This window comes from Mesorhizobium sp. LNHC252B00, from assembly GCF_000502955.1.
Classification (GTDB): Bacteria; Pseudomonadota; Alphaproteobacteria; order Rhizobiales; family Rhizobiaceae; genus Mesorhizobium.
Genome location: NZ_AYWO01000022.1, coordinates 67,892 through 91,239, shown reverse-complemented (window position 1 = coordinate 91,239; position 23,348 = coordinate 67,892). Strand labels below are relative to the sequence as shown.

Here is a 23,348-nt window from a genome sequence, read left to right as displayed (position 1 = left end):
CCAAGTTCAGCCTGAAATGAATGAAGCCCTGCCCGATCTGGGCAACGCCCTGCCTGGCTTCGGCGCTGCACGGGCCGATATCACTTTCGAGGTCAATGGCGACGCCATCTCGGTCAACGTACCGCCGCTGCGCCGGCTATCGTCGGTATTGCGCGACGAACTGCTGCTGACCGGCACCAAGGTCGGCTGCGATGCCGGCGATTGCGGTGCCTGCACGGTGCTGGTCGACGGCGATCCCGTCTGCGCCTGCCTGATGTCGGTTGCGTCCGCTGCCGGAACGTCGGTTACAACCATTGAAGGCCTCGCCAATGGCCGGCTGTCGGCCCTGCAAGCCTCGTTCCTTGCCCATGGCGCGGCGCAGTGCGGCATCTGCACGCCAGCGCTGCTGGTCGCGGCAACGGCATTGCTGGACAAGCAGCCTAACCCGACCGAGACCGAGGTGCAGGACGCGCTGGGCGGGATTCTGTGCCGCTGTACCGGCTACCGGAAGATCATCGCGGCGGTGATGGACGCGTCGCTGCAAGCAGCAAGCCTCGATTTCCGCTTGCCTCAATCCGGCCAAGCGATCGGCTCCTCCCCCGTCAGGCTCGATGGCGTGCCAAAAGTCACCGGCGGTGAGAAATTCGGCGGCGATTCTTTCCCTGCCGACGCGCTGGCCGTGCTGGTGGTCCGCTCGCCGCATTATCACGCCGGCTTCGCCTTCGGCGACCTCGACGGCTGGGCGAAGGCACATCCCGGCATCGCCGCTGTCTTCACCGCCGCCGACATTCCCGGCAAGAATTGTTTCGGCGTCATCGGGCCGTTCGCCGACCAGCCGGCGCTGGCCGAAGGGTTCGCCCGCCTGCGTGGCGAGGCGGTGGCGCTCGTTGCCGGCGAGCGCGAGGCGATCCTCGATCTAGACATGTCGGATTTTCCGGTTCGCTGGACCGAATTGCCGCATTTTCTGCAGCCGCGCGAAGCGAGAGCCGGCGGTGCCAAGCTCATTCATGACAACCGGCCGGCAAACCTGCTTACTGCCGGCTTCGTCGAACACGGTGACCCCGAGACAGCTCTCGCCGGCGCGGCGTTCACGGTGTCCGGCGCCATCGACACCTCCTATGTCGAGCACGCCTATATCGAACCGGAAGCCGGCTATGCGTATCTGGACGGTGATACTCTGGTCGTCGTCGCCTGCACGCAGGCGCCCTATATGGACCGCGACGAGACGGCGAAGGTGCTCGGCCTTGCCGTCGACAAGGTGCGCATCGTGCCGACGGCGACGGGCGGCGGTTTCGGCTCGAAACTCGATGTCTCGCTGCAGCCGCTGATCGGTCTTGTAGCGCTGAAGACGGGGCGGCCGGCGGCACTCGCCTACACCCGCACCGAATCGATGATTTCGACCACCAAGCGCCATCCAGCCGAGATGAAAGCGACCATCGGCGCCGATGCCGATGGTCATGTCACCGGCATGATCTTCGAAGGCGATTTCAACACCGGCGCCTATGCAAGCTGGGGGCCGACGGTCGCCAACCGCGTCCCGGTGCATGCGTCCGGACCCTATGCGACGCCGAACTATCGGGCCGAGGGTCGGGCCATTCACACGCATGGGCCGATTTCGGGCGCCTTCCGCGGCTTCGGTGTGCCGCAGGCGACGATCATGCAGGAGACGCTCTATGACGAGCTGGCCGGCAAGCTCGGCATGGATAGGCTCGACTTTCGGCTGAAAAACTGCCTTCGGAACGGGTCCGAAACGGTTACCGGGCAGCGGCTGGACTCAGGCGTCGGCATCGCCGAATGCCTCGAATCGCTGCGGCCGCATTGGGCACGCGCGAAAGCCGACGCGGATGCGTTCAACAGTGCCAACAGGGATAGAAGGCGCGGCGTTGGCATCGCGTCCTGCTGGTACGGCTGCGGCAACACTTCGCTGCCCAATCCGTCGACCATTCGCGTCGGCATCGCTGCAGACGGCGCGGTCATCCTGCACCAGGGCGCCATCGACATCGGCCAAGGCTCGAACACGGTCATCACCCAGATCTGCGCCGACGCGCTCGGCCTGCCGTTGGAAAAATTCCAGCTGAAGAGCGGCGATACGGCTATCACTCCCGATGCCGGCAAGACATCGGCCTCGCGCCAGACCTTCGTCACCGGCAAGGCGGCAGAGAAGGCCGGCCGCGCCTTGCGCGAAAAGATCCTGCGTTTCGCCAATGTGTCCGAAAAGGCATCGCTGCAACTCGACGGCCCGGCGATCGCCATCCGCGAAGGTGAAGCCACTCGCCGTATCGATCTCACCTCGCTCGACGTAGATGCCGAAGGCTTCGTCTTCCGCGCCGAGGAGACCTACGACCCGCCGACGCTGCCGCTCGACGCCAAGGGCCAGGGCAAGCCCTATGCGGTCTATGGCTATGGCGCGCAGATTGCTGAACTCGAGGTCGACCTCAAGCTCGGCACGGTGAAGCTGATCAAGATCACCGCAGCGCACGACGTCGGCAAGGCGATCAACCCGCTGCTGGTCGAGGGCCAGATCGAAGGCGGCATCGCGCAAGGCATCGGCATGGCGCTGATGGAGGAGTATATCCCCGGCCGCACCGAGAATCTGCACGACTATCTCATTCCGACCATCGGCGACGTTCCGCCGATCGAGACCATCCTGATAGAAGTTCCGGATCCGGAAGGACCCTTTGGCGCCAAGGGGTTGGGCGAGCATGTGCTGATCCCGACGGCGCCGGCGATCCTCAACGCCATCCGCCACGCCACCGGCGTCCTGGTCACCAAGGTTCCGGCGACGCCGACGCGTATCCGCGCCGCTATTCGCGAAAAGGAGGCACGCCGATGAGCGAGCTTGCCGAACGCTTCGAAACCCACGATCCCGGCGAGAAGCTGGTGGCGGAGAAGATCCGCTGCGATGCCTGTCCGGTGATGTGCTACATCGCCGATGGGCGCACCGGCGCCTGCGACCGCTACGGCAATGTCGGTGGCAGGATCGTGCGGATGGACCCGCTGACCATCCTCGACCATGCGGCGGAAACCGGCGTGGCAATCGTGCCGTTCGTTGCCGAGGGCGAGGCGTGGGACGGCGAACTGATCAACACCGGCCGCCGCTTCGTCACTGCCATTGGTGCCGGAACCACCTACCCCGACTACAAGCCGGCGCCGTTCATCGTCAGCCAGGAGGTCGAGGGGGTCGATCTCGTCACGGTCGTTACCGAGGGCATCTTCTCCTATTGCGGCGTCAAGGTGAAGATCGACACCGACCGTCATATCGGACCCGAAACAGCTGTGGTGCGGTCGCAGGGCGAAGCGATCGGCCATGTCACGACAGGCGAATATGGCTCTCAGATGCTGTCGCTTGGCGGCGTGCACCATCTGACCGGCGGCTCCAAGGCTGAAGGCCGCGCCACTTGCGACGCGCTGCTCAATCTGTGCAACCGCAAGCCTGTCGAACTGGCCATCGACGGCGGCGCCATCATCACAGTCGAAGCCGGCAAGCCACCCGTCATCGACGGCAAGCAGGAACACCGCATGCGTGTCGGGTGCGGCTCGGCCACCATCGGCATGTTCGCCACGCAATGGCGCGGCCTGGTCGACGAGGTGGTGGTGGTCGACGACCACATAACCGGTGTCGTTTCCGAGCATCAGGCCGGCAAGGTGTTGGGCTGGCAGGACACCGGCATAAAAATCATCGGCCGCCGCTCGACGCCGGGCCGCTATTTCAAGGTTTCCGAACCCGGCCTCGGCTGGGGCGGCACCAGCATATCCGACCCGCTGTCGATCCTCGGCGAATGGAATGCCAAGAAGGGCGCGCGGCCGGGCCTGTCGCTGCTGATGGTTTCGACCACCGGCGAGCAGTTCGCCTATTACGAGCTCGACGACGAGCTGAAGCCGGTGCAGAAGCCATTTCCCGAACGGCTGCAGAAATCGGTCGAACTGATCGAGGACAATTGCGAGCCGGCGCTGTGTACCGTGCTGTTCATCGGCGGCGCCGGTGGTTCGCTGCGGGCCGGCGTCACCGAAAACCCGGTCAACCTGACCCGTTCCGTGCAGGGCTTGACTACCTATGTGACGGTCGGCGGCGCGCCGGTCTATGTCTGGCCGGGCGGCGGCATCACGCTGATGGTCGATGTCACGCGGGTGCCGGAGGGCGCCTTCGGCTATGTGCCGACGCCGGCCCTGGTGGCGCCGATCGAATTCACCCTGCGCCGCGACGATTATGTCAGGCTCGGCGGTTATGAGGCCGAGATTCGCAGCGTCGAGGACATCGTCGCCAAGGGCGGCGAATACCTCAATCCGCGACGCGGCACCGGCGCGCCGGCCAGCAATCCATGGCCGCCGCTGGCGCAATTGCGGCGCGCTGTGTCGAACGAGATTGGATGATGGACGGTCCGCAAACGCATTGGCTGCAGGACGGCAAGCGGCTGCATCTGAACCACGGGCCGATCGACCTGATCGTCGAAGCCTTTGGCGAGGCGCACGAATGCCGCCTGGCCTATGAGCAAGCCGTAGCGCGGTTCCAGACCATCCTGCCCGAGCTGGTGGAGGAATTGCCCGAACTGCGCCGCCCAGCCGCGTTGCGGGCCCGCGCTTTCGTCGGTCCGACAGCGCGGCGCATGGAAGCGGCTGTGGTGCCGTTGGCCGAAAGCTTCATCACGCCGATGGCCGCCGTCGCCGGCTCGGTAGCCGACGAAATGCTTGATGCGCTGCTTGTCGGACGCAGGCTCGACCGTGCCTATGTCAACAATGGCGGCGACAGCGCGATCCATCTTGGTGGCGGCCAGTCGATGACACTTGCCATTGCCGGCACCGGGCACGGCCTCGCCGATCGCATCGTCGTCCATGTCGAGGATGGCGTGCGCGGCGTTGCCACCAGCGGCTGGCGCGGACGTTCCTTTTCGTTGGGCATTGCCGATGCGGTGACCGTGCTGGCGCGCACGGGAGCAGAAGCCGATGCCGCCGCGACGCTGATCGCCAACGCCGTCGACTTGGCCAATCATCCGGCTATCCGGCGTGTGCCGGCGCGCGATCTGGCGCCGGACAGCGACCTTGGCGACAGGCTTGTCACGCAAGAGGTCGGCCGGCTTTCTCCAGCGGAGATCGCCATGGCGCTGGACAGCGGGCTTGCCGTCGCCGAAGATTTCCGCCGCAGGGGATTGATCGCCGCATCGGCGCTCTTCCTTGCCGGCCAGACCCGCATAGGTGGTTCCATGGCGCTTGCCGCGCCCAACAAAAGTCCAGGGAAGGAAGTTGCCCATGCCTGAGTTTCCGATCCGCAAGATCGCGGTTCTGACCGAAGAGATCTTTCACGAGGGCGGGCCGGTCGCAAAAGTGCCGCGCCGCCGCGCCGCCGCCATGGCGCTGGTGAAAAACCCGTTCGCCGGGCGCTATGTCGAGGATTTGCAGAGCGCCATGGATGATCTGAAGCCGCTCGGCCTGCTGCTCGCCGACCGGCTGATCGCCGCACTCGGCGGCGACGTCAAACAGATCGACGGTTACGGCAAGGGCGCCATTGTCGGCACAGCAGGCGAACTCGAGCACGGCGCGCTCTGGCATGTGCCCGGCGGCTACGCCATGCGCGAACGGCTCGGCGACGCCAAGGCGATCGTGCCGTCGGCGAAGAAGGTCGGCGCTTTCGGTTCAAAGCTCGACGTGCCGCTCGGCCACATCAACGCCGCCTATGTGCGCAGCCATTTCGACGCCATGGAAGTCGGCATCAGCGACGGGCCGCGCCCCGACGAGATCCTGTTTTGCCTCGCCATGACCTGTGGCCCGCGCGTGCACGACCGCATGGGCGGCCTGGCCGCCAAGGATATCAAGGCCTGGGACGGGCTGCGGTGAGTGCTGAGGAAAATCTGCTGAAGCTGGTCGAGTCCGAAGAGCCTGACGACCAGGATTACCATTTGCAGGAGCAGGTCGGCTTCATCCTGCGCAAGGCGCATCAGCGCCATGTCTCGATCTTTGCCGCGCATATCGGCGACCTGACGCCACCGCAATTCGCGGCTCTCGCCAAGCTGCGCGACGTCGGCGAGACCTCGCAGAACCAGCTCGGCACGCTGATCGCCATGGATGCGGCGACGGTGAAGGGTGTCATCGACCGGCTGAAGGCGCGCGGCCTTGTCGAGCTTTCCAAGCATGAGGTCGACAAAAGGCGGCTGCTGGTCAACCTGACCGCGGAGGGCCGCGACGCCATCGAGCGCCTGATCCCGCTGGCCCGTGAGATCACAAGGGAAACACTGGCGCCGCTCTCGGCCAAGGAGATCGCCACCTTCATGAAACTGCTGGCGAAGCTGGCTTAGGCGGATCTGCCGGGCGCAAAAGCACCCGGCAGGAAGTTTAGATCAGAGGCCGTTGTCCTTCAGCACCTTGGCGGCGTTTTCCTTGGTGATCTTCTCGGTCGGCAAGGTGATGGTCTTTTCGACCTTCTCGCCGTTGAGGAACTTGATCGCCTGGCGCAGGCCTTCGGCGCCGGGAGTGACATAGGTGAACGTCGCCGTCAGTTCGCCCTTGTTCACCATCTGCACACCTTCATTGGGCAGACCGTCGATGCCGATGAACTTGATGTCCTTCTCGCGGCCGACATCCTTGGCTGCGAGATAGGCGCCATAGGCCATCGGATCATTGTGGCCATAGACGAGATCGATCTTCTCGTTGCTCTTCAGCGCGTTGGCCATCAAATTGTAGGCCTGGTCCTGCTTCCAGTCGCCCGACTGCTGGTCGAGCAGATATTTGATGCCCGGTTCCTTGTCGGTGAACTCATGGAAGCCGTCATGGCGATCATGCGCCGGCTGGGTGCCCATGCCGCCCCAGATTTCGACGACATTGCCTGATGCCTTGCCCTTGCCGCCGAGCAGTTCGACGGCATATTCGCCGGCCGCGCGGCCGATCAGCGCGTTGTCGCCGCCGACGAACTGGGTGTAGTCCTTGGTGTCGACATTGCGGTCGAGCACGAAGACCGGGATCTTGGCGTCGATCGCCTGCTGCACGACGCCGGTAAGGCCGGCGGATTCCTTCGGCGACACCAACAGCGCGTCGACCTCCTGACGGATCAGGTTCTCGACATCGGCGACCTGCTTTTCGGTCTTGTCCTCGCCGTCGGTGATGATCAGCTCGACCTCGGGATGCTTGGCGGCTTCGGCCAGGATGTCCTTGTTGAACTGCGCGCGCCAGGGCTCGATGGTCGTCACCTGGGAGAAGCCGATCTTCCACTTCTTGTCCTGGGCGAAGGCATTGCCGCTGGTCATGAGCGCGGTGGTGGTCAGCAGTGCCGCGGTCATGGCGGCAAGTTTCAGCATGTCACGTCGTTTCATTTTTTGTTTCCTCCGAGATTGAGAGACGATGTCTCTTGTGACGGCCGCTTTGCCGCGGCCGTTTCCTTGCGCGCCGTTTGCCCGCCTGGCAGGCGCAGATAGGCCAGGAGATCGCCGGCATTGCGCTCCTGCACGAGCACGGTGCCGATGATGATCATCCCCTTCAGCACCAGCTGAAGGTTCGAATTGATGTTGTGGAGCTGCAGGATGTTGGAGAGCAGCCCGAAGATCAGCACACCGCAGAACGTGCCGGTGAGGCTGCCGCGCCCGCCCATCAGGCTGGTGCCGCCGATGACGACGGCGGCGATGGCGTCCAGCTCCAGCCCGGCGCCGGCATCGGGCTTGCCTTGCCGGTATTGCGCGACGTAGAGCACGGCGGCGATGCCGGCGAGCAGGCCGGAAATGGCATAGGTGGCGATCTTGACGCGGCCGGCGGCGATGCCGGAGAGGCGCGCCGCCTCCTCATTGCCGCCGATGGCATAGACATAGCGGCCGAACGGCGTGAAGCGCAGCACTGCACCATAGATCAGGATGGCGCCGAGGAAGAACAGGCCGGGCATCGGGATGACGCCGAACACCAGCGAGCGCAGCATCTCGAAATCGGCGGTGGCGTTCGAGCCGGTATAGACCGGCAGAACCGCATTGTTCTGGCCGGCGGTCAGGCGGGCGATGCCGAGCGCCGTCACCATCATCGCCAGAGTGACGATGAAAGGCTGCAGCCGTCCGGCAACGATGATGAAGCCGTTGAGCGCGCCGAACAGCAACCCGACGCACGGCGCGACCAGCAACACGCCGAGCACACCGAATTTCGGCTCGATCTGCGGCAGCAGGTACCATAGCGACAGGCTGCACAGGACCACGCCGACGACGGCGGGCGTCACCAGGCCGCGAATTCCGTCGAGCCTGATTTCACGGACGAGATCGGCACCGGCACGGGATTTTGCAAGGTTCTGGAAGATGAAGCGGGTGACGACGAAGCCAAGGCAAAGCGCCACCAAGGCGACGGTCGGCACGCCCAGCACGACGCCCGGCGTCACGCCTGGAACGGTCAGCAGCATGGCGCAGACTACCGAGCAAATGGCCATCAGCGAGCCGACGGAGAGATCGATGCCGCCGGTGATGATGACCGCCGTCATGCCGGTGGCGATCAGCCCGGTGGTCGAGACCTGGCGCAGCACGTCGAGCAGATTGCCGTAGGAGAGGAAGATGTTGTTGCCCTTCGAACTCATCGGCGAGCCCAGCACGCCGATCAGGAAGATGGCGATCAGGCCCCAATAGAGCTTGGTTTGGGACAGGACTTTCAGGACAGTCATGCGGCTGGTCTCGATATGGTCCGGCGCGGTGCGGCGAGGCGCATGATGGCCTCCTCGCTGGCCGCATCGCGGGAAAGGATGCCTGTCTGGCGGCCATCGGCCATCACCAGGATGCGGTCGGAGAGATGCAGCAGCTCGGGCAGTTCCGAACTGATGACCGCGATGGCGAGGCCGTCGCGCGCCAGTTTGAAGATCAGGTCGTAGATCTCGCGCTTGGCGCCGACGTCGATGCCGCGCGTCGGCTCGTCCAGCAACAGCACCCTTGGCCTGGTCGCCAGCCATTTGCCGATGACGACCTTCTGCTGGTTGCCTCCCGACAGCGTGCCGGCGGGCTGGTCGATGTCCCGGCAGCGGATGCCGAGCGACTTGACCGCCTGCCGCGCCAGCCCCTGTTCGCCGGCCAGCGACCGGATGCCGAAGCGCGCCAGCGACCCGACCAGCGGCAACGCGACATTGTCTGATATCGAGGCCTGCAGATGCAGGCCTTGCGTCTTGCGGTCCTCGGTCACCAGCGCAATGCCCAGCCGCCGCGCGTCGCGGGGCGAACGGATATCCACCGGCCGGCCATCGACCTGGATTTCGCCACCGGTGCGGCCATCGCTCGAGCCGAAGATCGCTTCCAGTATCTCGGTGCGGCCAGAGCCGAGCAGCCCGCCAATGCCGAGGATTTCTCCAGCGGCAAGATCGAATCCGACGCCGTCGATCACCGTGCGCCAGCCATGGGCATCGGGCTTCGACAGCGACAGGTTCTCGACCGAGAGCACGATCCTGCCACTGGGGCCGCGCTCCCCCTCAGGGGACGCGAGCAGGTTGCGGCCGACCATCGCGGAAATGATCGCGTCTTCGTCGAGCTTGCCCATTGGCTCGGTCAGTACGTGGCGCCCATCGCGAAACACGGTAATACGGCTGGCCAGATGCATGACCTCGTCAATGCGGTGCGAGATGTAGACAATGGCGACACCGCTGTCGGCGAGCTGGCGAATGATGCGGAACAGCCGCTGGCATTCGGCCGGCGACAGCGCCGAAGTCGGCTCGTCCATGATCAGGATACGTGCCGACATCGACAGCGCCTTGGCGATCTCGACCAGCTGTTGCTCGCCGACGCGCAAGGCACCGACGCGGGCTTGCGGATCGAGTTCGATGCCGAGCCGCCGCAACAAAGCATCTGCGGCGCGGCTGCTCGCCTTGCGGTCGACGATCAGCCCGGCGATCAGCTTCTCGCGCCCGAGGAAGATGTTGTCGGCGACGCTGAGTTCCGGCACCAGGTTGAGTTCCTGGTGGATGATGGCGATGCCGGCATCCTCGGCGTCGCGCACGCCGGAGAAGCTGACGGGACGGCCATCGACGCTGACGGTACCTTCATAGCCGGTGTAGACGCCGGAGAGGATCTTCATCAGCGTCGATTTGCCGGCGCCGTTCTCGCCCATCAGGGCATGGACTTCGCCGCGCCGCAGTTCGAAGCGGACATCGACCAAGGCGGCGATGCCGCCGAAGCTCTTGGAAATATGCTCGGCGCTCAGAACGACGTTCGAACGATCCGCCGCACTGTGCTCCGGGGATAGGGAATTCGCATGCTCCATGACAATGGCGGCCTCCCTTCCGTCCTCGTCAAATCTCACCCAAACGCTAATCTAAACGTTTCGATCATGTCAAGCCGATATCTGATGATGCTGAGCCGACATATTTCAATTCTTGCGAAAAAATGCAAAATTCCGTAGATATAGCACATAGAGGGGTGGCGAAACGTTTCGAAATGACAGCATTCAAGCGGACTAGGAAGCGAAAATCCACGGCGCCGACCATGCTCCACGTTGCCGAAGCGGCGCGTGTATCGGTCGCCACGGTATCGGCGCTGATCAACGGCACGGCAACGGTCAGCCCGGAGCTCAGCCAGCGCATCGAACAGGCGATCCGCGATATCGGCTACAAGCGCAACGCGATCGCCCGCAGCCTGAAGATGGGCACGACCCGCACCATCGGCTTGACCGTACCGCACATCACCAACCCGTTCTTCACCGATGTCGTCTCGGTCATCCAGCAGGCCTTCGACCGGGCCGGCTATGCCGTCATGCTTTGCTGCACGGACGAGGACCTGAACACCCAGGACGAGCAGATCAGGCTGCTGCTCGACCGCATGGTCGACGGGCTGATCGTGGCGCGCGTCGGCGACGGCGCGATCCTCAAGCGGATCGTCGACGACGCCAATGTGCCGGTCGTGCTGCTCGACCGTCTCTGCAAAGGCGTCGATACCGATGCCGTGGTGCTCGACAACCAGCGCGCGGTGTTCGACGCCATCACCTACCTGATCAATCTCGGCCATCGGCGCATTGGCTACATCACCGGCACGTCGGACATTTCGCCGATGCATGACCGCATGACGGGATATCGCGAGGCGCTTCACGCCGCCGGCCTGCCTATCGCCGAGGAGTTGATCCGTTTCGGCAATTTCCACGAGATCGACGGCTACAATGCCACCATGCAGATGCTTTCCTCGCATGATCGGCCAAGCGCGATCTTCTCGGCCAACAACCCGATGGTGATCGGCACCATGAAGGCGATCCGCGACATCGGCCTGTCCTGCCCTGAAGACATTTCGGTCGCCTGTTTCGACGATTTTCCATGGTCCGATGTGTTCCAGCCGCAGCTGACCACGGTGGCGCAGCCGGTCCAGGCGATCGGCGAACAGGCGGCCAACCTCTTGCTCGACCGTCTCGCCGGCAACAGGGACGCGCCGCCGCGCAAGCTGGTGCTCAAAGGCCGGCTGATGATCCGCAATTCATGCCGCCCGCTGGGAGCGATGGCGCAGAGCGTGAGCGCTTAGTTTTTCGCGCGTCGGCGGGCGCTCGACGTTGCGAAAGGTGTGCCGCCTTTAGCCGAGCCGGACTGTCAGGCAGCTTGCGATAGCGATTTATGCGCCTCGGCCAGGATCTCGAACGACCGCACTCGCGACGCATGATCGAAGATCTGCGCGGTGACCATCAGCTCGTCGGCACCGGTGCGGCGCACGAAGGCGTCGATGCCTTGCCGGACCGTATCCGGGGAGCCGACGACGGCGCAGGACAAAGCCTGGCCGAGCATGGTCCTGGCCATCGGCTCGAGATCGCGCTCATAGTTCTCGACAGGTGGCGGCAGTCGGCCGGCCCGACCGGTGCGCAGGTTGACAAAGGCCTGTTGCAATGACGTGAACAGCAACCATGCCTCGGCGTCGGTGGGCGCGGCAAAGACGTTGAGGCCAAGCATGACATGCGGCTTGTCGAGCTGCTCCGATGGCTGGAAGCGCGAGCGGTAGACGTCCAGCGCGTGATCGAGTTCCGCCGGCGCGAAATGCGAGGCGAAGGCATAGGGCAGGCCGAGCATGGCAGCGAGCTGCGCACCATAGAGGCTGGATCCGAGGATCCAGACTGGCACGTTCTGGCCCTCGCCAGGCACGGCGCGGATGCGCTGACCTTCCTCGGCCGGCTGGAAATAGCGCATCAGCTCGATGACATCCTGCGGGAAATTGTCGACCCCGGCCTCGAGATTGCGGCGCAAGGCGCGGGCCGTGGCCATGTCGGTGCCGGGCGCCCGGCCGAGGCCGAGGTCGATGCGGCCCGGATGCAAAGCGGCCAGCGTGCCAAACTGCTCGGCAATCACCAGCGGCGCGTGGTTGGGCAGCATGATGCCGCCGGCGCCGACACGAATGGCCTTGGTGCCGCCGGCAACATGGGCAATGACGACCGCGGTTGCCGCACTGGCGATGCCTGGCATGTTGTGATGCTCGGCCAGCCAGAAGCGCTTGTAGCCCAGCCGCTCGGCATGACGGGCAAGATCAAGCGAATTGGCCAGCGATTGCGAGGCATCGCTGCCTTCGACGATCGGCGACAGGTCGAGAACGGAAAGGTCGGTCATGAACGGTTTCCTGTGTCAGGACCGCATGTAGGAAGCGCCCTGCGACCTGCAAATTCAAAAATATTGATCAGCCTTTTGCAATTTCAGTGTCGGCGACGTCCTCGTCCTCGATGACAGCCGTGTGTTGTGCGGCGAGAAAATTGCCGACATGGCTGAGGCCGTCGAAATGATCGCAGAACACTTTGATGACGACCAGCAGCGGCACCGCCATCAAGGCACCGACGAAGCCCCACAGCCACGACCAGAAGGCGATGGCGATGAGGATCGCCACGGCATTGATCTCGAGGCGGCGGCCGACCACCGTCGGGGTCACGAACTGGCCTTCGATGATATCGCACAACAACACGAAGGCCGGAGCCAGTAGCGCGTAGGAGACGGTGTCGAAGCTGATCAGCGACATGATCGTGACAAGCATGATGGTCAACAGCGCGCCGACATAGGGCAGGAAGTTGAGCATGGCGGCAGTGATGCCCCAGACTTGCGGGTTGGGCACGCCGAGTGCCCACAGGCCAAGGCCGATGACGGCGCCGAGACCGGCATTGATGATGGTGACAGTGAGCAGATAGTGCGAGATTTCCCGCTCCACGTCATAGACGACGCGCAGCGCCCGCTTCTTTTCGCTGAGACGCGCGAAGGACTGGATGATCTTCTCGTAGAACATCGTGCCGGAGGCGAGCAGGAACAGCGACAGTACGAAGATTATGGTGAGGCTTGTTCCCGCCGACAGGATGTTGCTGGCCGCTGCAGACAGAATGCCGGATTGCGCCACCGCCACCTTCTGGACGCCCGGCTCCTGCGAGGTCTCGGTCAGCTGTTCGATCTGATGCGAAATCTGCATGATCTTCTCGAGCGGACGCCGCAATTGCGCCAGCCGTTCGGTGAGCCGCTGGCCGATCGACGAGGTGTTGTTGATGAGTTCGATGACTGGACCGCTGAGCAGATAGCCGGCACTGGCGAAAACGAAAAGCGACAGCAGCACCAGCACGGTTGCCGAAACCACGTCGGGGATGCCGCGCTTGCGCAGCAGCCGGACGATCGGCGTCAGCGTCAGCGTCAGCAGAAAAGCCAGGATGACCGGCATGAAGAACGCGCGGGCGAAGTAGAGCGCATAGATGGCCATGAATAGGAAGATGCCGACGAGCAGCGAGCGCGTCAGATGCATGTCGGCACGAGCCGCGACGCGCGAATCCAGTTCATCGGCAACGCCTGCGCCCAAGGCAGTGGGTTCGGTCTTCATGCTCGCCCCTTGAGCCGGGCGCCCCTCGGCGATCGGCGATTGCCTGCATGAAACGCAGAGTGACGGGGTCAGGTTCCAGGGTTAGGTGAACCGGGCTCCACCGAGATGGCTGGTATGACCATTGCCTTTAAGCGCATGTCGCGACAGCACGAGCCGTTTCCGGCCATGGTCATGGATATTGGAACGTACCCCGTGGCGATCGGCTTCATGCCCGCCATTCCACCTGGTTTCGTCAGGGGAGATCGGGGCCGACCTACTTTTCGACGGGCACCGCCAGCGCCGGCGCGGATTTCGCCGTTTCCTTGCGCACGATCGGCGCCACCCTGGTGCCGTAGAGTTCGATCGCCTTCATGATCTTGGCATGCGGCATGGTGCCGATCGCCATCTGCAGCAGGAAACGGTCGTTGCCGAAGATCTTGTGCTGGGCGACGATCTTCTCGGCCACCTGCTCGGGGCTGCCGACGAACAGTGCGCCGTTGGGACCGCGCGACTGGTCGAAATGCGCCCGCGATGTCGGACCCCAGCCGCGCTCGCGGCCGATGCGGTTCATCACTTCCGCCTGGGGTCCATAGAAATCGTCGGCCGCCTGCTCGGTCGTTTCGCCGATAAAGCCATGCACGTTGATGCTGGTGGCGAGATCAGCCGATTCGCTGCCGGCGCGCCTGGCGGCCTCGTGGTAGAGATCGAACAGCGGCGCGAACCGTGCCGGCTCGCCGCCAATGATGGCGAGCGCCAGCGGCAGGCCGAGTGCGCCAGCGCGGGCGGCAGACTGTGGCGTCCCACCAATGGCGATCCAGACCGGCAGCCTGTCCTGGAAGGGCCGGGGATAAACGCCGCGATCGTTGATCGACGCGCGCAGATTGCCGGACCAGGTGACCTTCACGCTATCGCGGATGGCGAGCAGCAGGTCGAGCTTTTCGGCGAACAGCTCGTCATAGTCCTCGAGGTTGTAGCCGAACAGCGGGAAGGATTCGATGAACGAGCCGCGTCCGGCCATGATCTCGGCGCGGCCGCCCGACAGAAGATCGAGCGTGGCGAACTGCTGGAAGACGCGCACCGGGTCATCGGAAGACAGGACGGTGACCGCGCTGGTCAGCTTGATACGCTTCGAGCGCTCGGCGGCTGCGGCCAGGGCTACGACCGGCGCTGAGGCCGCATAATCGGGCCGGTGGTGCTCGCCGAGGCCAAAGACGTCGAGACCGACCTGATCGGCCAGTTCGACCTCCTCGATCAGGTTGCGCAGCCGCTCATGCGGGCCGATGGCGCCCGGACCCGGCTGCGGGCTGACGTCGGCGAAGGTGTAGAGACCGAGTTCCATTAAGTGTCATCCTGCTGTTGGGTTGGTCGCGTAGCAATCCCAGGAAAAGTGTGAGGCGGATTTCCGCCCGGAATTGCGTCAACACAGAGATAAAGCGCGGTTCACCGTTTCTGGTGAATCGCTCTAGACGTAGCGACCGACCCGCCGCGCCGCCAGAGGGGCGGACGGTGAACAGTGCATGCCGGTTTCGGCCGAAAAGACGTCTCCCGGCTGCAACAGCCAATAATTTCATGGCTGCCATGCCGTTTTGGCGCTTGAACTCTCGGTTTTCGCGCGTATGTAAGCGTCGCGAATTGACTCCAGGGAAGTGGACTTGGCTATCTACAGGGAAAAAGACGTTTTCGAGCGGCGCAACGCCGCAAACGAGGCAAAGAAGGCGCTCCTCGAGCGCTTCAAGGCAAAGCCGGCTGCGGATGATCCCGCAGTGCTGGCGCGGCAGGCCGAACGCAAGGCGATCCTAGCGGCCCGCGAAATCCGCGAGGCTGAAAAGGCCCGGCTGAAGCAGGAAAAGCTGGCACGCGAAGCGGTTGAGAAGGCCGAGCGCGAGGCAGCAGCCGAGGCAGCACGTATCGCCGCCGAGGAAGCCGCACAGGCCGAGGCCAAGATTCGGGAATCCGAAGAGAACGAGCGCATCGCCCGTTTTCTGGCCGACGAAGCCGAACGCAAGGCCAAGCGCGACGCGCGTTATGCGGCGCGCAAGCAGCGTACCGGCAGGACGCCTCCGGGCTTCTCCGCCCGCTAGCCTCAAAACTGCCGAAGCAATCAGCTTCAAGAATCAGGGTCGCCTTGCAGCGACCCTGAACGCGTTTGTCCGCCGTTGCGGTCAGGCGGCGAACTTCAGTCCCATGATGCCGCAGACGATGAGCGCGATGAAGGCCAGCCTGATCGCCGTGGCCGGCTCGCCGAGCAGCCAGCCGCCGAGCAGTGCCGTACCGACGGTGCCGATGCCGGTCCACACCGCATAGGCGGTACCCACCGGCAGCGTCTTCAGCGCCAGGCCGAGCAAGGCGAGGCTGACGATCATCGAGGCAACGGTCAGCATGGTCGGCACCAGCTTCGAAAAGCCATCAGTGTATTTGAGGCCGATTGCCCAGCCGATCTCGAACAGGCCGGCAACAAAGAGAAGAATCCAAGACATCGACAACGCTCCATCAGAGCATCGGACCGAAAAGTGATCTTCGGGTGCCCGACGATCAATCAATCAAGCAATGACGGGTCGTCCCGTCCGGATTTGGGGAAGCGCGAGGTCGTCCCCGCCGTGCCAACATTGGAATTTCGGGCGCTCGATCACCAACGATCGGCAACGGCGTTGCCGATCGTAATCCTATTCCAATGCGGATGGCCCGGACCTACTTGTCCTTAAGCTTCATCGCCTTGACAGGCGGCGCCTTCAGGGCCGGAGCGGGAGCGGGTTTCTTGGCGTCCTTCTTCGGCTTGCGGGCTTCCTTGCCTGCCTTCATCGCACCTTTAGCCATGATTCGTTCCTCCGATTGCGGGAAGCGAAGTGAAACAAGAGAACCGCCCGACTGCAAGGGGTTAGCGACTGCTGCCGCCGTCAGCGGATCGCTTTCAACCGGTTTCTAATTTGCTCGTAAACCCTGGCCGTCCGTGCCATGGTTATTTTCGCACTGCAGCATCAACCGTGCCGTCGCCGGGTGATCGTCAGGCAGGCCGGTCAGGACGAAAATGCGAATCCACATCGGCTGCGAAATGAGCTTCGACTTTCCGCAGGAAACGCCGCTCATCGCGATGCTGAATGTCCACTATTCCCGTGCCTCCGATCTCGAGCGGCCGGATTTCCTGGTCTCCAACCCGCCGGTGCCTATCCAGAGCTACCGCGACAGTTTCGGCAACTGGTGCAACCGGTTCGTCGCGCCGCCTGGGCGTTTCACCTTCGGCACAGACGCGGTGATCCGCGATCCCGGCACCTTCGAGAAGGGCGACCTGATGGCCTGGCAGCACGAGGTGCGCGACCTGCCGGCGGACACGCTGCTGTTCCTGCTGCCCAGCCGATTTTGCGAGAGCGACCTTCTGGCTGATGAAGCGTGGCGGCTGTTTGGGCAAACGCCGCTCGGCGTTCCACGCGTCCAGGCGGTCTGCGACTTCGTCCACAATCATCTCGTCTTCAACTACGGCAATGCTCGGCCGACACGTAGCGCTGCGGAGGCCTACCGCGAACAGAGCGGTGTCTGCCGAGACTATGCGCATCTCGCCGTCACATTCTGCCGGGCACTCAACATCCCGACGCGCTACTGCACCGGCTACATCAGCGACATCGGCATGCCAAAGCCATGGGCGAGCATGGATTTCTGCGCCTGGATGGAAGTCTATCTCGGCGGCCGTTGGCATGCCTTCGATCCGCGCAACAACGCACCGCGCATCGGCCGCATCCTGATCGCCTCCGGCCGTGACGCCGCCGATGTGCCGCTGACCCATATTTTCGGGCCGGGCACGCTCGCCGGGTTCAAGGTGTGGACCAGCGAGATCGTCGACTAGCCCGCTTCCTGCCGGCCAATCTGTCCAGCACTGTCTTTGACGCACGCCAGCTTTGAACGAGCCTGCGGTTCGTGCATTGTGATGTCTGTGGAGCTTCTGCCTCTGGCCTTAGGCTGGGTGCGCATCTAACGGGACCACACACCATGGCTGCGCATGGCGGCTCAAAACGGGTGATCTACACGGCGCTGGCCGGCAATCTCGCCATCGCGCTGACCAAGTTCGCCGCCGCCTTCTTCACCGGCAGTTCGGCGATGCTGTCGGAAGGCGTGCACTCGCTGGTCGATACCGGCAATGGCAGCCTGCTGCTCTACGGCATGCATCGCGCCGCCCGTCCGGCTGACCACACGCATCCGCTCGGTCACGGCCGCGAACTGTATTTCTGGAGTTTCATCGTCGCACTTCTCGTCTTTGCCGTGGGCGCCGGGGTATCGTTCTACGAGGGCGTGATCCACATCATGGCGCCGGAACCGGTCGCCAACGTCAAGGTGAACTATCTCGTCCTGGGCCTTTCCTTCCTGTTCGAAGGCAGCTCCTGGCTGGTGGCGCTGAAGGAGTTCCGCAATCAGAAGGGCAAGGAAGGCTGGCTGCGGGCCGTGCAGTCGAGCAAGGATCCGAGCGTCTACACCGTGCTGTTCGAGGACAGTGCGGCCCTTCTCGGCCTGATCGTCGCCTTCGCCGGCATCCTGGCGGCGGAACTGCTGGGGATGCCGGAACTCGACGGCGCCGCCTCGATCGGCATTGGGCTGATCCTTGGCGCGACGGCAATTTTCCTGGCCCGCGAAAGCAAGGGCCTACTGATCGGGGAGCCGGCCTCGCCCGAGGTGCAGAGACAGGTGCTGGCGATCGCCCAACAAGATCCGGCGGTGCAGCGGGCGAACGGCGTTCTGACCGTCCATATGGGGCCGGCAGAGATCGTTGCCGGGCTGAGCATCGAGTAGATCGGAAGAGCACACGTCTNGTTCGTCAAGCCGCAGACCACCGGCACCTGGGAAAAGCGGCGCAAGCTGATCGAGACCGCATCCAATCCGGCGCCGGATTAGCGTTGCGCCATTGCCTCACGGTCTTGCCTCGCTAAGATTAACAACACTTTGGAGGAACGAAGATGAAAATCGACGGCGGCTGCCATTGTGGCGCCATCACCTACGAGGCGGAGGTCGATCCTGAAAAGACGAACATCTGCCACTGCACGGACTGCCAGCAACTGACCGGCACGGCTTTTCGCGTGACGGTTCCGGCGCTCGAAAGCAACTACCGCATCACCAAGGGTACGCCGAAAATCTACATCAAGACAGGATCGAGCGGCGCCAAGCGCGCGCAGGCCTTTTGCGGCGAGTGCGGCTCGCATCTATACGCCACATCGGTTGGCGACGGGCCGAAAGTCTATGGCATCCGGGTCGGCACGGCGAGGCAGCGCGATGAACTGGTTCCCCGGATGCAATACTGGCACCGCTCGGCATTGCACTGGCTGCCGGAATTTCAGGACATGACCACCGTCGAGGAGCAGTAGCGCTGTTCAATCGTCGCCTTCGACGACCCTCAGCCTGAGCTGCCCGGTCTTCGAATCGGCAACGCGAGCGCCCGTGTCAGCCTTTGCAGCGGGAGGCCGCGACGCGGCGTCCGCCGCGGCTTCGCCGTCGGCCTGCGCGCCGAACTCCAGCGCCTCGATCTTCTGGCCGCGCTTGGTGACCTTCGAAGTAGAAACCAGGATGTCGTCGATGTCCTTGGCGGACTGGCCGAAATGGACCTGCAGCTTGCGCACCCGCTCATCGACACGCGCAACATCCTCCATCAGCCGGATGACCTCGCCCTGGATCAGGTGCGCCTGTTCGCGCATGCGGGCGTCCTTGAGGATCGCCTGAATAACCTGGATCGACAGCATCAGCAGCGACGGCGAGACGATGACGACACGGGCGCGATGCGCCTTGTGGACGATCGCCTCGAAATTCTCATGGATCTCGGCGAACACCGATTCCGAAGGCACGAACATGAAGGCGGTGTCCTGGGTCTCGCCCTGGATCAGGTATTTTTCCGAGATATCGCGGACATGGATCTCGATGTCGCGGCGGAATGCCTGCGAGGCGACCTTCTGCAGGTCGGCGCCATCGGCGGCGCGGATGGCGTTCCAGGCTTCCAGCGGAAACTTGGCGTCGATGGCAAGCGACGGCGCGCCGTTCGGCATCTTCACCAGGCAGTCGGGCCGGCTGCCGTTCGACAGCGTCGCCTGGAATTCGTAGGCGCCGTGCGGCAGGCCGTCGGCGACGATCGCCTCCATGCGCGACTGACCGAAGGCGCCGCGCGTCTGCTTGTTGGAGAGTATCGCCTGCAACTGCACGACCTGGCCGGCGAGCGACTGGATGTTACCTTGCGCGACATCGATGATCGCCAGCCGCTCCTGCAATTTGGCCAGGCTTTCATGCGTCGATTTCGTCTGCTCGGTCATGGTCTGGCCGAGCCTGCCGGTCATGGCATCGAGACGCTGGCCGATCGACTGCGTCAATTCCGCTTGCCGCGCCCCGAACACTTCGGCGATGGCGCCCATGCGGCCCTGCATCTCGGCCTGGCTTTGCAGAATGCCGGCCATTCGCGCCTCGGCGTCGCGGGCATGATCGGCGGCTTCGGCGGCAGCGACTGCGCGCGCTTTGGCCGACCGCCACAGCGCGACAACGAGCGCCACGAACAGGCCGAGAACCAGCAAGGCGCCGAAGGCCAGCGCATGGCCGAGTGTGATCGTGGTGGCGCCAAGCCGGGCGACAGGTTCCGAAAGGATGGTGCTCAGATCATTCATGTGGACAGCATAAACGATTCGCCCTGATCGCACAGATCAAAACGTGAACGAGCTTCGCGCGCAACGGTTGACGCTTTTCGCTGGAGGTCTTAGGTGGAGCGCCATGCCGATCAAGCCGCTCATCATCCTTCCCGATCCCATCCTGCGCCAGGTTTCCAAGCCGGTGGAGCGTGTCGACGCGCCTTTGCGCAATTTAGCCGACGACATGCTGGCGACCATGTATGACGCGCCCGGCATCGGGCTGGCCGCAATCCAGATCGGCGAGCCGCTGCGCATGCTGGTGATCGATCTCGCCAAGGAAGACGAGGAGCCGGCGCCGCACGTCTTCATCAACCCGGAAATCCTGGAGAGCGCCGATGCGCGGTCCGTCTACGAGGAAGGCTGCCTGTCGATCCCGGACTATTATGCCGAGGTCGAGCGCCCGGCCGCCGTGCGGGTCAAGTATCTCGACCGTGACGGCAAATTGCAGGAGATGGAGGCCGAGGGCCTGATGGCGACCTGCCTGCAGCATGAGATCGACCACCTCAATGGTGTCTTGTTTATCGACCATATCTCGAAGCTGAAGCGCGACATGGTTGTGAAGAAATTCAAGAAGCTCGCCAGAGACAAGGCGCCGGGCAAGCTGGTGGGATAGGGGAAATGCCCCTTCGCGTCATCTTCATGGGCACGCCGGAGTTTTCGGTGCCGACGTTGCGCGCCATCGCCGAGGCCGGACATGAAGTCGCAGCCGTCTACACCCAGCCGCCGCGCGCCGCCGGACGGCGCGGGCTGGAACTGACGCCGTCGCCGGTGCAGCGCGAAGCGGAGCGGCTGGGCATCGAGGCGCGTACACCGACTTCGCTCAAAGGTGAGGCCGAGCAGGCCGCTTTCCGGGCCTTGCGGGCCGATGTAGCCGTGGTGGTCGCCTACGGCCTGCTGCTGCCGAAGGCGGTTCTGGAGGCGCCCCGGCTTGGCTGCATCAACGGCCATGCCTCGCTTTTGCCGCGCTGGCGGGGGGCTGCACCAATCCAGCGCGCCATCATGTCCGGCGACAGCGAAACCGGCATGATGGTGATGCGCATGGAAGAGGGTCTGGACACCGGTCCGGTCGGATTGGTTGAAAAATGCGCCATCGAGCCCGATATGACAGCCGGCGATCTGCACGATCGATTGATGAGCGTCGGCGCAACCCTGATGGTGGAAGCGCTGGCCCGACTGGAAAGGAACACGCTGACATTTGCCGACCAGGCGGTGGAAGGGGTGACCTACGCCAAGAAAGTCGATAAATCCGAGACGCGCGTGGACTGGACTCGCCCGGCGAGCGAGGTCCACAATCATATTCGTGGCTTGTCGCCCTTTCCCGGCGCCTGGTCGGAGATAGAAATTGGCGGCCGCCCGGAACGGCTGAAACTGCTTCGCTCGACGCTATCGCAAGGCCTGTCGCTTTCGGAAGATTTGGGCGAGTCGGGAGGAATTCTCGATGACCGGCTGACTGTCGCCTGCGGGGCAGGCGCGATCAGGCTGGTCGAAGTTCAACGGGCGGGCGGAAGGCCTGCTGCCGCGCAGGAGTTCCTGCGCGGGGCCAAGATCGAAAAAGGAATGAAATTCTCATGAGCATGATGTCGATACGCGCGGCGACGCCGCGGGATCGCGAGGCCATTCGCCTCGTCGAAGAGCACGCTTTTGGCCAGCAGGCGGAGGCCGGGCTGGTCGACGCGCTGGTGACCGGCGGCGACGTCGTCGCCGAACTGGTGGCGGAAGAAGACGGCCAGGTGGTCGGCCACATCCTGTTTTCCCGGCTGTTCGTCGAAAGCGGCGGCAAGAACTTCGCGGCCGTGGCGCTGGCGCCGTTGGCGGTGGAGCCTTCGTTCCATGGCAGCGGTATCGGCGGCGCGCTGATCCGCGAGGCGCATATCCGCCTCAAGGACACCGGCGAGACACTGGCCGTGGTGTTGGGCGATCCGGCCTATTACAGCCGTTTCGGCTACAGTCACGCCCGCGCCGAAAAGTTCGAGAGCGAGTATCAAAGCGAGGCTCTGCAGGCATTGGCCTGGGGCGATGCTCCGGAAGCCGGCAAACTGGTCTACGCGTCGGCCTTCGGCTCGGCACTCGCCGCGTAGGCGGCAACAGCCCTAGAGCCGGATGATTTCAGGTCGAATCCACCTGAAATCTGAATCCGTCTCTAATCCAAGAGATCGAGCATGATGTCGTCCGAAAACCGCTTCACACTTTTCGGCGTCTTGCCCTAGCATGCCGCGTTTTCGCCTCGACATCGAATATGACGGCAGCCTGTTTGCCGGCTGGCAGCACCAGGCGGACCAGCCTTCGGTGCAGCAGGCGATCGAGCAGGCGATCGAAAAATTCTGCGGCGAAGCGGCCCGGCTGCGCGCCGCCGGCCGCACCGATGCCGGCGTGCATGCCACCGCCCAGGTTGCGCATGTCGACCTCGTCAAGGCGTGGCCCAACGACAAGGTGCGCGATGCCGTCAACGCCCATCTGCAGGCGGCCGGCGCGCGCGTCGCCGTGCTCAAGGCAACGGTCGTCTCCGACAGCTTCGACGCGCGATTCTCGGCCACCGGCCGCCACTACCTCTACCGTATCCTCAACCGCCGCGCGCCGGCCGCACTCGACAAGGGCAAAGTGTGGTGGGTGCCGAAACGGCTTGACGCGGGCGCCATGCACGAAGCGGCAAAGGTCCTGGTCGGACGGCATGACTTCACCACCTTCCGCTCGACCCAGTGCCAGGCCAACAGCCCGATCAGGACGCTGGAGCGGCTCGACGTGAGCAGGCAAGATGACGTGATCGAGGTAAGGGCTTCGGCGCGCTCCTTCCTGCACAATCAGGTGCGTTCGATGGTCGGTTCCCTCAAGCGAGTCGGCGAAGGCAGCTGGACCGCGGCCGACCTGAAAACAGCGCTCGAGGCGCACGACCGCGCCGCCTGCGGCCAGGTGGCGCCGCCCGACGGGCTGTTTCTGGTGGGTGTCGATTATCCTGAGATCGACTATGCAGGATAGGGGCTCTCCGGGATAGAGGCCCGAAGGGCTCTGTCTGGGG

The 23,348-nt window shown here is 64.0% G+C and carries 22 protein-coding genes and 1 pseudogene; 14 read left to right on the top strand and 9 right to left on the bottom strand.

Annotation, left to right across the window (positions count from 1 at the left end; all coding sequences use genetic code 11):
- The first annotated feature begins 16 nt into the window (after nucleotides 1–16).
- The 5 genes from X744_RS147110 to X744_RS147130 are packed head-to-tail and all read left to right on the top strand — an operon-like array spanning nucleotide 17 to nucleotide 6,266.
- Complete coding sequence (locus tag X744_RS147110) at nucleotides 17–2,812, top strand: molybdopterin-dependent oxidoreductase (protein WP_050589577.1); 2,796 nt, start codon at nucleotides 17–19, stop codon at nucleotides 2,810–2,812.
- Nucleotides 2,809–4,350 (top strand): hypothetical protein, encoded by a 1,542-nt coding sequence (locus tag X744_RS147115; RefSeq protein WP_023761403.1) that lies wholly within the window; start codon nucleotides 2,809–2,811, stop codon nucleotides 4,348–4,350. The genes X744_RS147110 and X744_RS147115 overlap by 4 nt, the downstream gene beginning before the upstream one ends.
- Nucleotides 4,350–5,231: a thiamine biosynthesis protein ApbE gene (locus X744_RS147120; protein WP_023761402.1), complete on the top strand. Its 882-nt coding sequence runs from the start codon at nucleotides 4,350–4,352 to the stop codon at nucleotides 5,229–5,231. Before X744_RS147115 ends, X744_RS147120 begins: the two co-directional genes overlap by 1 nt.
- Nucleotides 5,224–5,808, top strand: a complete 585-nt coding sequence (locus X744_RS147125; RefSeq protein ID WP_023761401.1) for an amino acid synthesis family protein — start codon at nucleotides 5,224–5,226, stop codon at nucleotides 5,806–5,808. Before X744_RS147120 ends, X744_RS147125 begins: the two co-directional genes overlap by 8 nt.
- A complete protein-coding gene (locus tag X744_RS147130; protein ID WP_023761400.1) occupies nucleotides 5,805–6,266 on the top strand; it encodes a MarR family transcriptional regulator in 462 nt (153 codons plus the stop codon). Before X744_RS147125 ends, X744_RS147130 begins: the two co-directional genes overlap by 4 nt.
- Nucleotides 6,267–6,308: 42 nt before the next feature.
- Here the strand turns inward: X744_RS147130 and X744_RS147135 are convergent, their stop codons facing one another.
- From X744_RS147135 to X744_RS147145, 3 genes are read right to left on the bottom strand one after another with little or no spacing between them, the layout of a single operon-like run.
- Complete coding sequence (locus tag X744_RS147135; RefSeq protein ID WP_023761399.1) at nucleotides 6,309–7,277, bottom strand: substrate-binding domain-containing protein; 969 nt, start codon at nucleotides 7,275–7,277, stop codon at nucleotides 6,309–6,311.
- Nucleotides 7,274–8,590 carry an ABC transporter permease gene (locus X744_RS147140; protein WP_023761398.1) on the bottom strand — a complete coding sequence of 439 codons (1,317 nt, stop codon included), beginning with the start codon at nucleotides 8,588–8,590 and terminating at the stop codon, nucleotides 7,274–7,276. Before X744_RS147140 ends, X744_RS147135 begins: the two co-directional genes overlap by 4 nt.
- Complete coding sequence (locus X744_RS147145) at nucleotides 8,587–10,170, bottom strand: sugar ABC transporter ATP-binding protein (RefSeq protein WP_023761397.1); 1,584 nt, start codon at nucleotides 10,168–10,170, stop codon at nucleotides 8,587–8,589. Before X744_RS147145 ends, X744_RS147140 begins: the two co-directional genes overlap by 4 nt.
- A 221-nt stretch (nucleotides 10,171–10,391) precedes the next feature.
- On the opposite strand from X744_RS147145, the gene X744_RS147150 reads away from it, so the two are divergent.
- Nucleotides 10,392–11,411 carry a LacI family DNA-binding transcriptional regulator gene (locus X744_RS147150; protein ID WP_023761396.1) on the top strand — a complete coding sequence of 340 codons (1,020 nt, stop codon included), beginning with the start codon at nucleotides 10,392–10,394 and terminating at the stop codon, nucleotides 11,409–11,411.
- A 65-nt stretch (nucleotides 11,412–11,476) separates the two neighbouring features.
- On the opposite strand, the gene X744_RS147155 is transcribed toward X744_RS147150, so the two are convergent.
- From X744_RS147155 to X744_RS147165, 3 genes are all read right to left on the bottom strand, one after another.
- Nucleotides 11,477–12,478: an LLM class flavin-dependent oxidoreductase gene (locus tag X744_RS147155; protein WP_023761395.1), complete on the bottom strand. Its 1,002-nt coding sequence runs from the start codon at nucleotides 12,476–12,478 to the stop codon at nucleotides 11,477–11,479.
- 67 nt (nucleotides 12,479–12,545) lie between these two features.
- Nucleotides 12,546–13,715, bottom strand: coding sequence for an AI-2E family transporter (locus X744_RS147160; protein WP_023761394.1), 1,170 nt, complete (start codon nucleotides 13,713–13,715; stop codon nucleotides 12,546–12,548).
- 253 nt (nucleotides 13,716–13,968) lie between these two features.
- The gene (locus tag X744_RS147165) at nucleotides 13,969–15,033 is read right to left on the bottom strand and encodes an LLM class flavin-dependent oxidoreductase (protein WP_023761393.1); all 1,065 of its coding nucleotides are present in this window, start codon (nucleotides 15,031–15,033) and stop codon (nucleotides 13,969–13,971) included.
- Nucleotides 15,034–15,346: 313 nt separating this feature from the next.
- On the opposite strand from X744_RS147165, the gene X744_RS147170 reads away from it, so the two are divergent.
- Nucleotides 15,347–15,775 carry a DUF6481 family protein gene (locus tag X744_RS147170; protein ID WP_023761392.1) on the top strand — a complete coding sequence of 143 codons (429 nt, stop codon included), beginning with the start codon at nucleotides 15,347–15,349 and terminating at the stop codon, nucleotides 15,773–15,775.
- A gap of 81 nt (nucleotides 15,776–15,856) precedes the next feature.
- Here the strand turns inward: X744_RS147170 and sugE are convergent, their stop codons facing one another.
- The gene (gene sugE, locus X744_RS147175) at nucleotides 15,857–16,171 is read right to left on the bottom strand and encodes a quaternary ammonium compound efflux SMR transporter SugE (protein ID WP_023761391.1); all 315 of its coding nucleotides are present in this window, start codon (nucleotides 16,169–16,171) and stop codon (nucleotides 15,857–15,859) included.
- Between the two features lie 211 nt (nucleotides 16,172–16,382).
- Nucleotides 16,383–16,508 (bottom strand): hypothetical protein, encoded by a 126-nt coding sequence (locus tag X744_RS1000000176055; RefSeq protein ID WP_013528464.1) that lies wholly within the window; start codon nucleotides 16,506–16,508, stop codon nucleotides 16,383–16,385.
- Nucleotides 16,509–16,719: 211 nt separating this feature from the next.
- Here X744_RS1000000176055 and X744_RS147180 point away from each other — a divergent pair, with 211 nt between their 5' ends.
- The 3 genes and pseudogenes from X744_RS147180 to X744_RS147185 all read left to right on the top strand — a co-directional run bounded on the left by X744_RS147180 (nucleotide 16,720) and on the right by X744_RS147185 (nucleotide 19,036).
- A complete protein-coding gene (locus tag X744_RS147180; protein ID WP_023761390.1) occupies nucleotides 16,720–17,529 on the top strand; it encodes a transglutaminase family protein in 810 nt (269 codons plus the stop codon).
- 143 nt (nucleotides 17,530–17,672) lie between these two features.
- A pseudogene (locus X744_RS01000000170110) lies at nucleotides 17,673–18,569 on the top strand (cation diffusion facilitator family transporter).
- Between the two features lie 62 nt (nucleotides 18,570–18,631).
- Entirely contained in the window at nucleotides 18,632–19,036 is a 405-nt protein-coding gene (locus tag X744_RS147185) for a GFA family protein (protein WP_023761389.1), read from the top strand.
- Between the two features lie 6 nt (nucleotides 19,037–19,042).
- Here X744_RS147185 and X744_RS147190 read toward each other — a convergent pair whose 3' ends face one another.
- A complete protein-coding gene (locus tag X744_RS147190) occupies nucleotides 19,043–20,314 on the bottom strand; it encodes a DNA recombination protein RmuC (protein ID WP_023761388.1) in 1,272 nt (423 codons plus the stop codon).
- 103 nt (nucleotides 20,315–20,417) lie between these two features.
- Between X744_RS147190 and def the strand changes: the two genes are divergently transcribed.
- From def to truA, 4 genes are all read left to right on the top strand, one after another.
- Nucleotides 20,418–20,948 (top strand): peptide deformylase, encoded by a 531-nt coding sequence (def, locus tag X744_RS147195; protein ID WP_023761387.1) that lies wholly within the window; start codon nucleotides 20,418–20,420, stop codon nucleotides 20,946–20,948.
- 5 nt (nucleotides 20,949–20,953) lie between these two features.
- The gene (gene fmt, locus X744_RS147200; RefSeq protein WP_023761386.1) at nucleotides 20,954–21,907 is read left to right on the top strand and encodes a methionyl-tRNA formyltransferase; all 954 of its coding nucleotides are present in this window, start codon (nucleotides 20,954–20,956) and stop codon (nucleotides 21,905–21,907) included.
- Entirely contained in the window at nucleotides 21,904–22,413 is a 510-nt protein-coding gene (locus X744_RS147205; protein WP_023761385.1) for an N-acetyltransferase, read from the top strand. Before fmt ends, X744_RS147205 begins: the two co-directional genes overlap by 4 nt.
- 130 nt (nucleotides 22,414–22,543) lie before the next feature.
- Complete coding sequence (gene truA / locus X744_RS147210; protein ID WP_023761384.1) at nucleotides 22,544–23,308, top strand: tRNA pseudouridine(38-40) synthase TruA; 765 nt, start codon at nucleotides 22,544–22,546, stop codon at nucleotides 23,306–23,308.
- Nucleotides 23,309–23,348 lie beyond the last annotated feature (40 nt).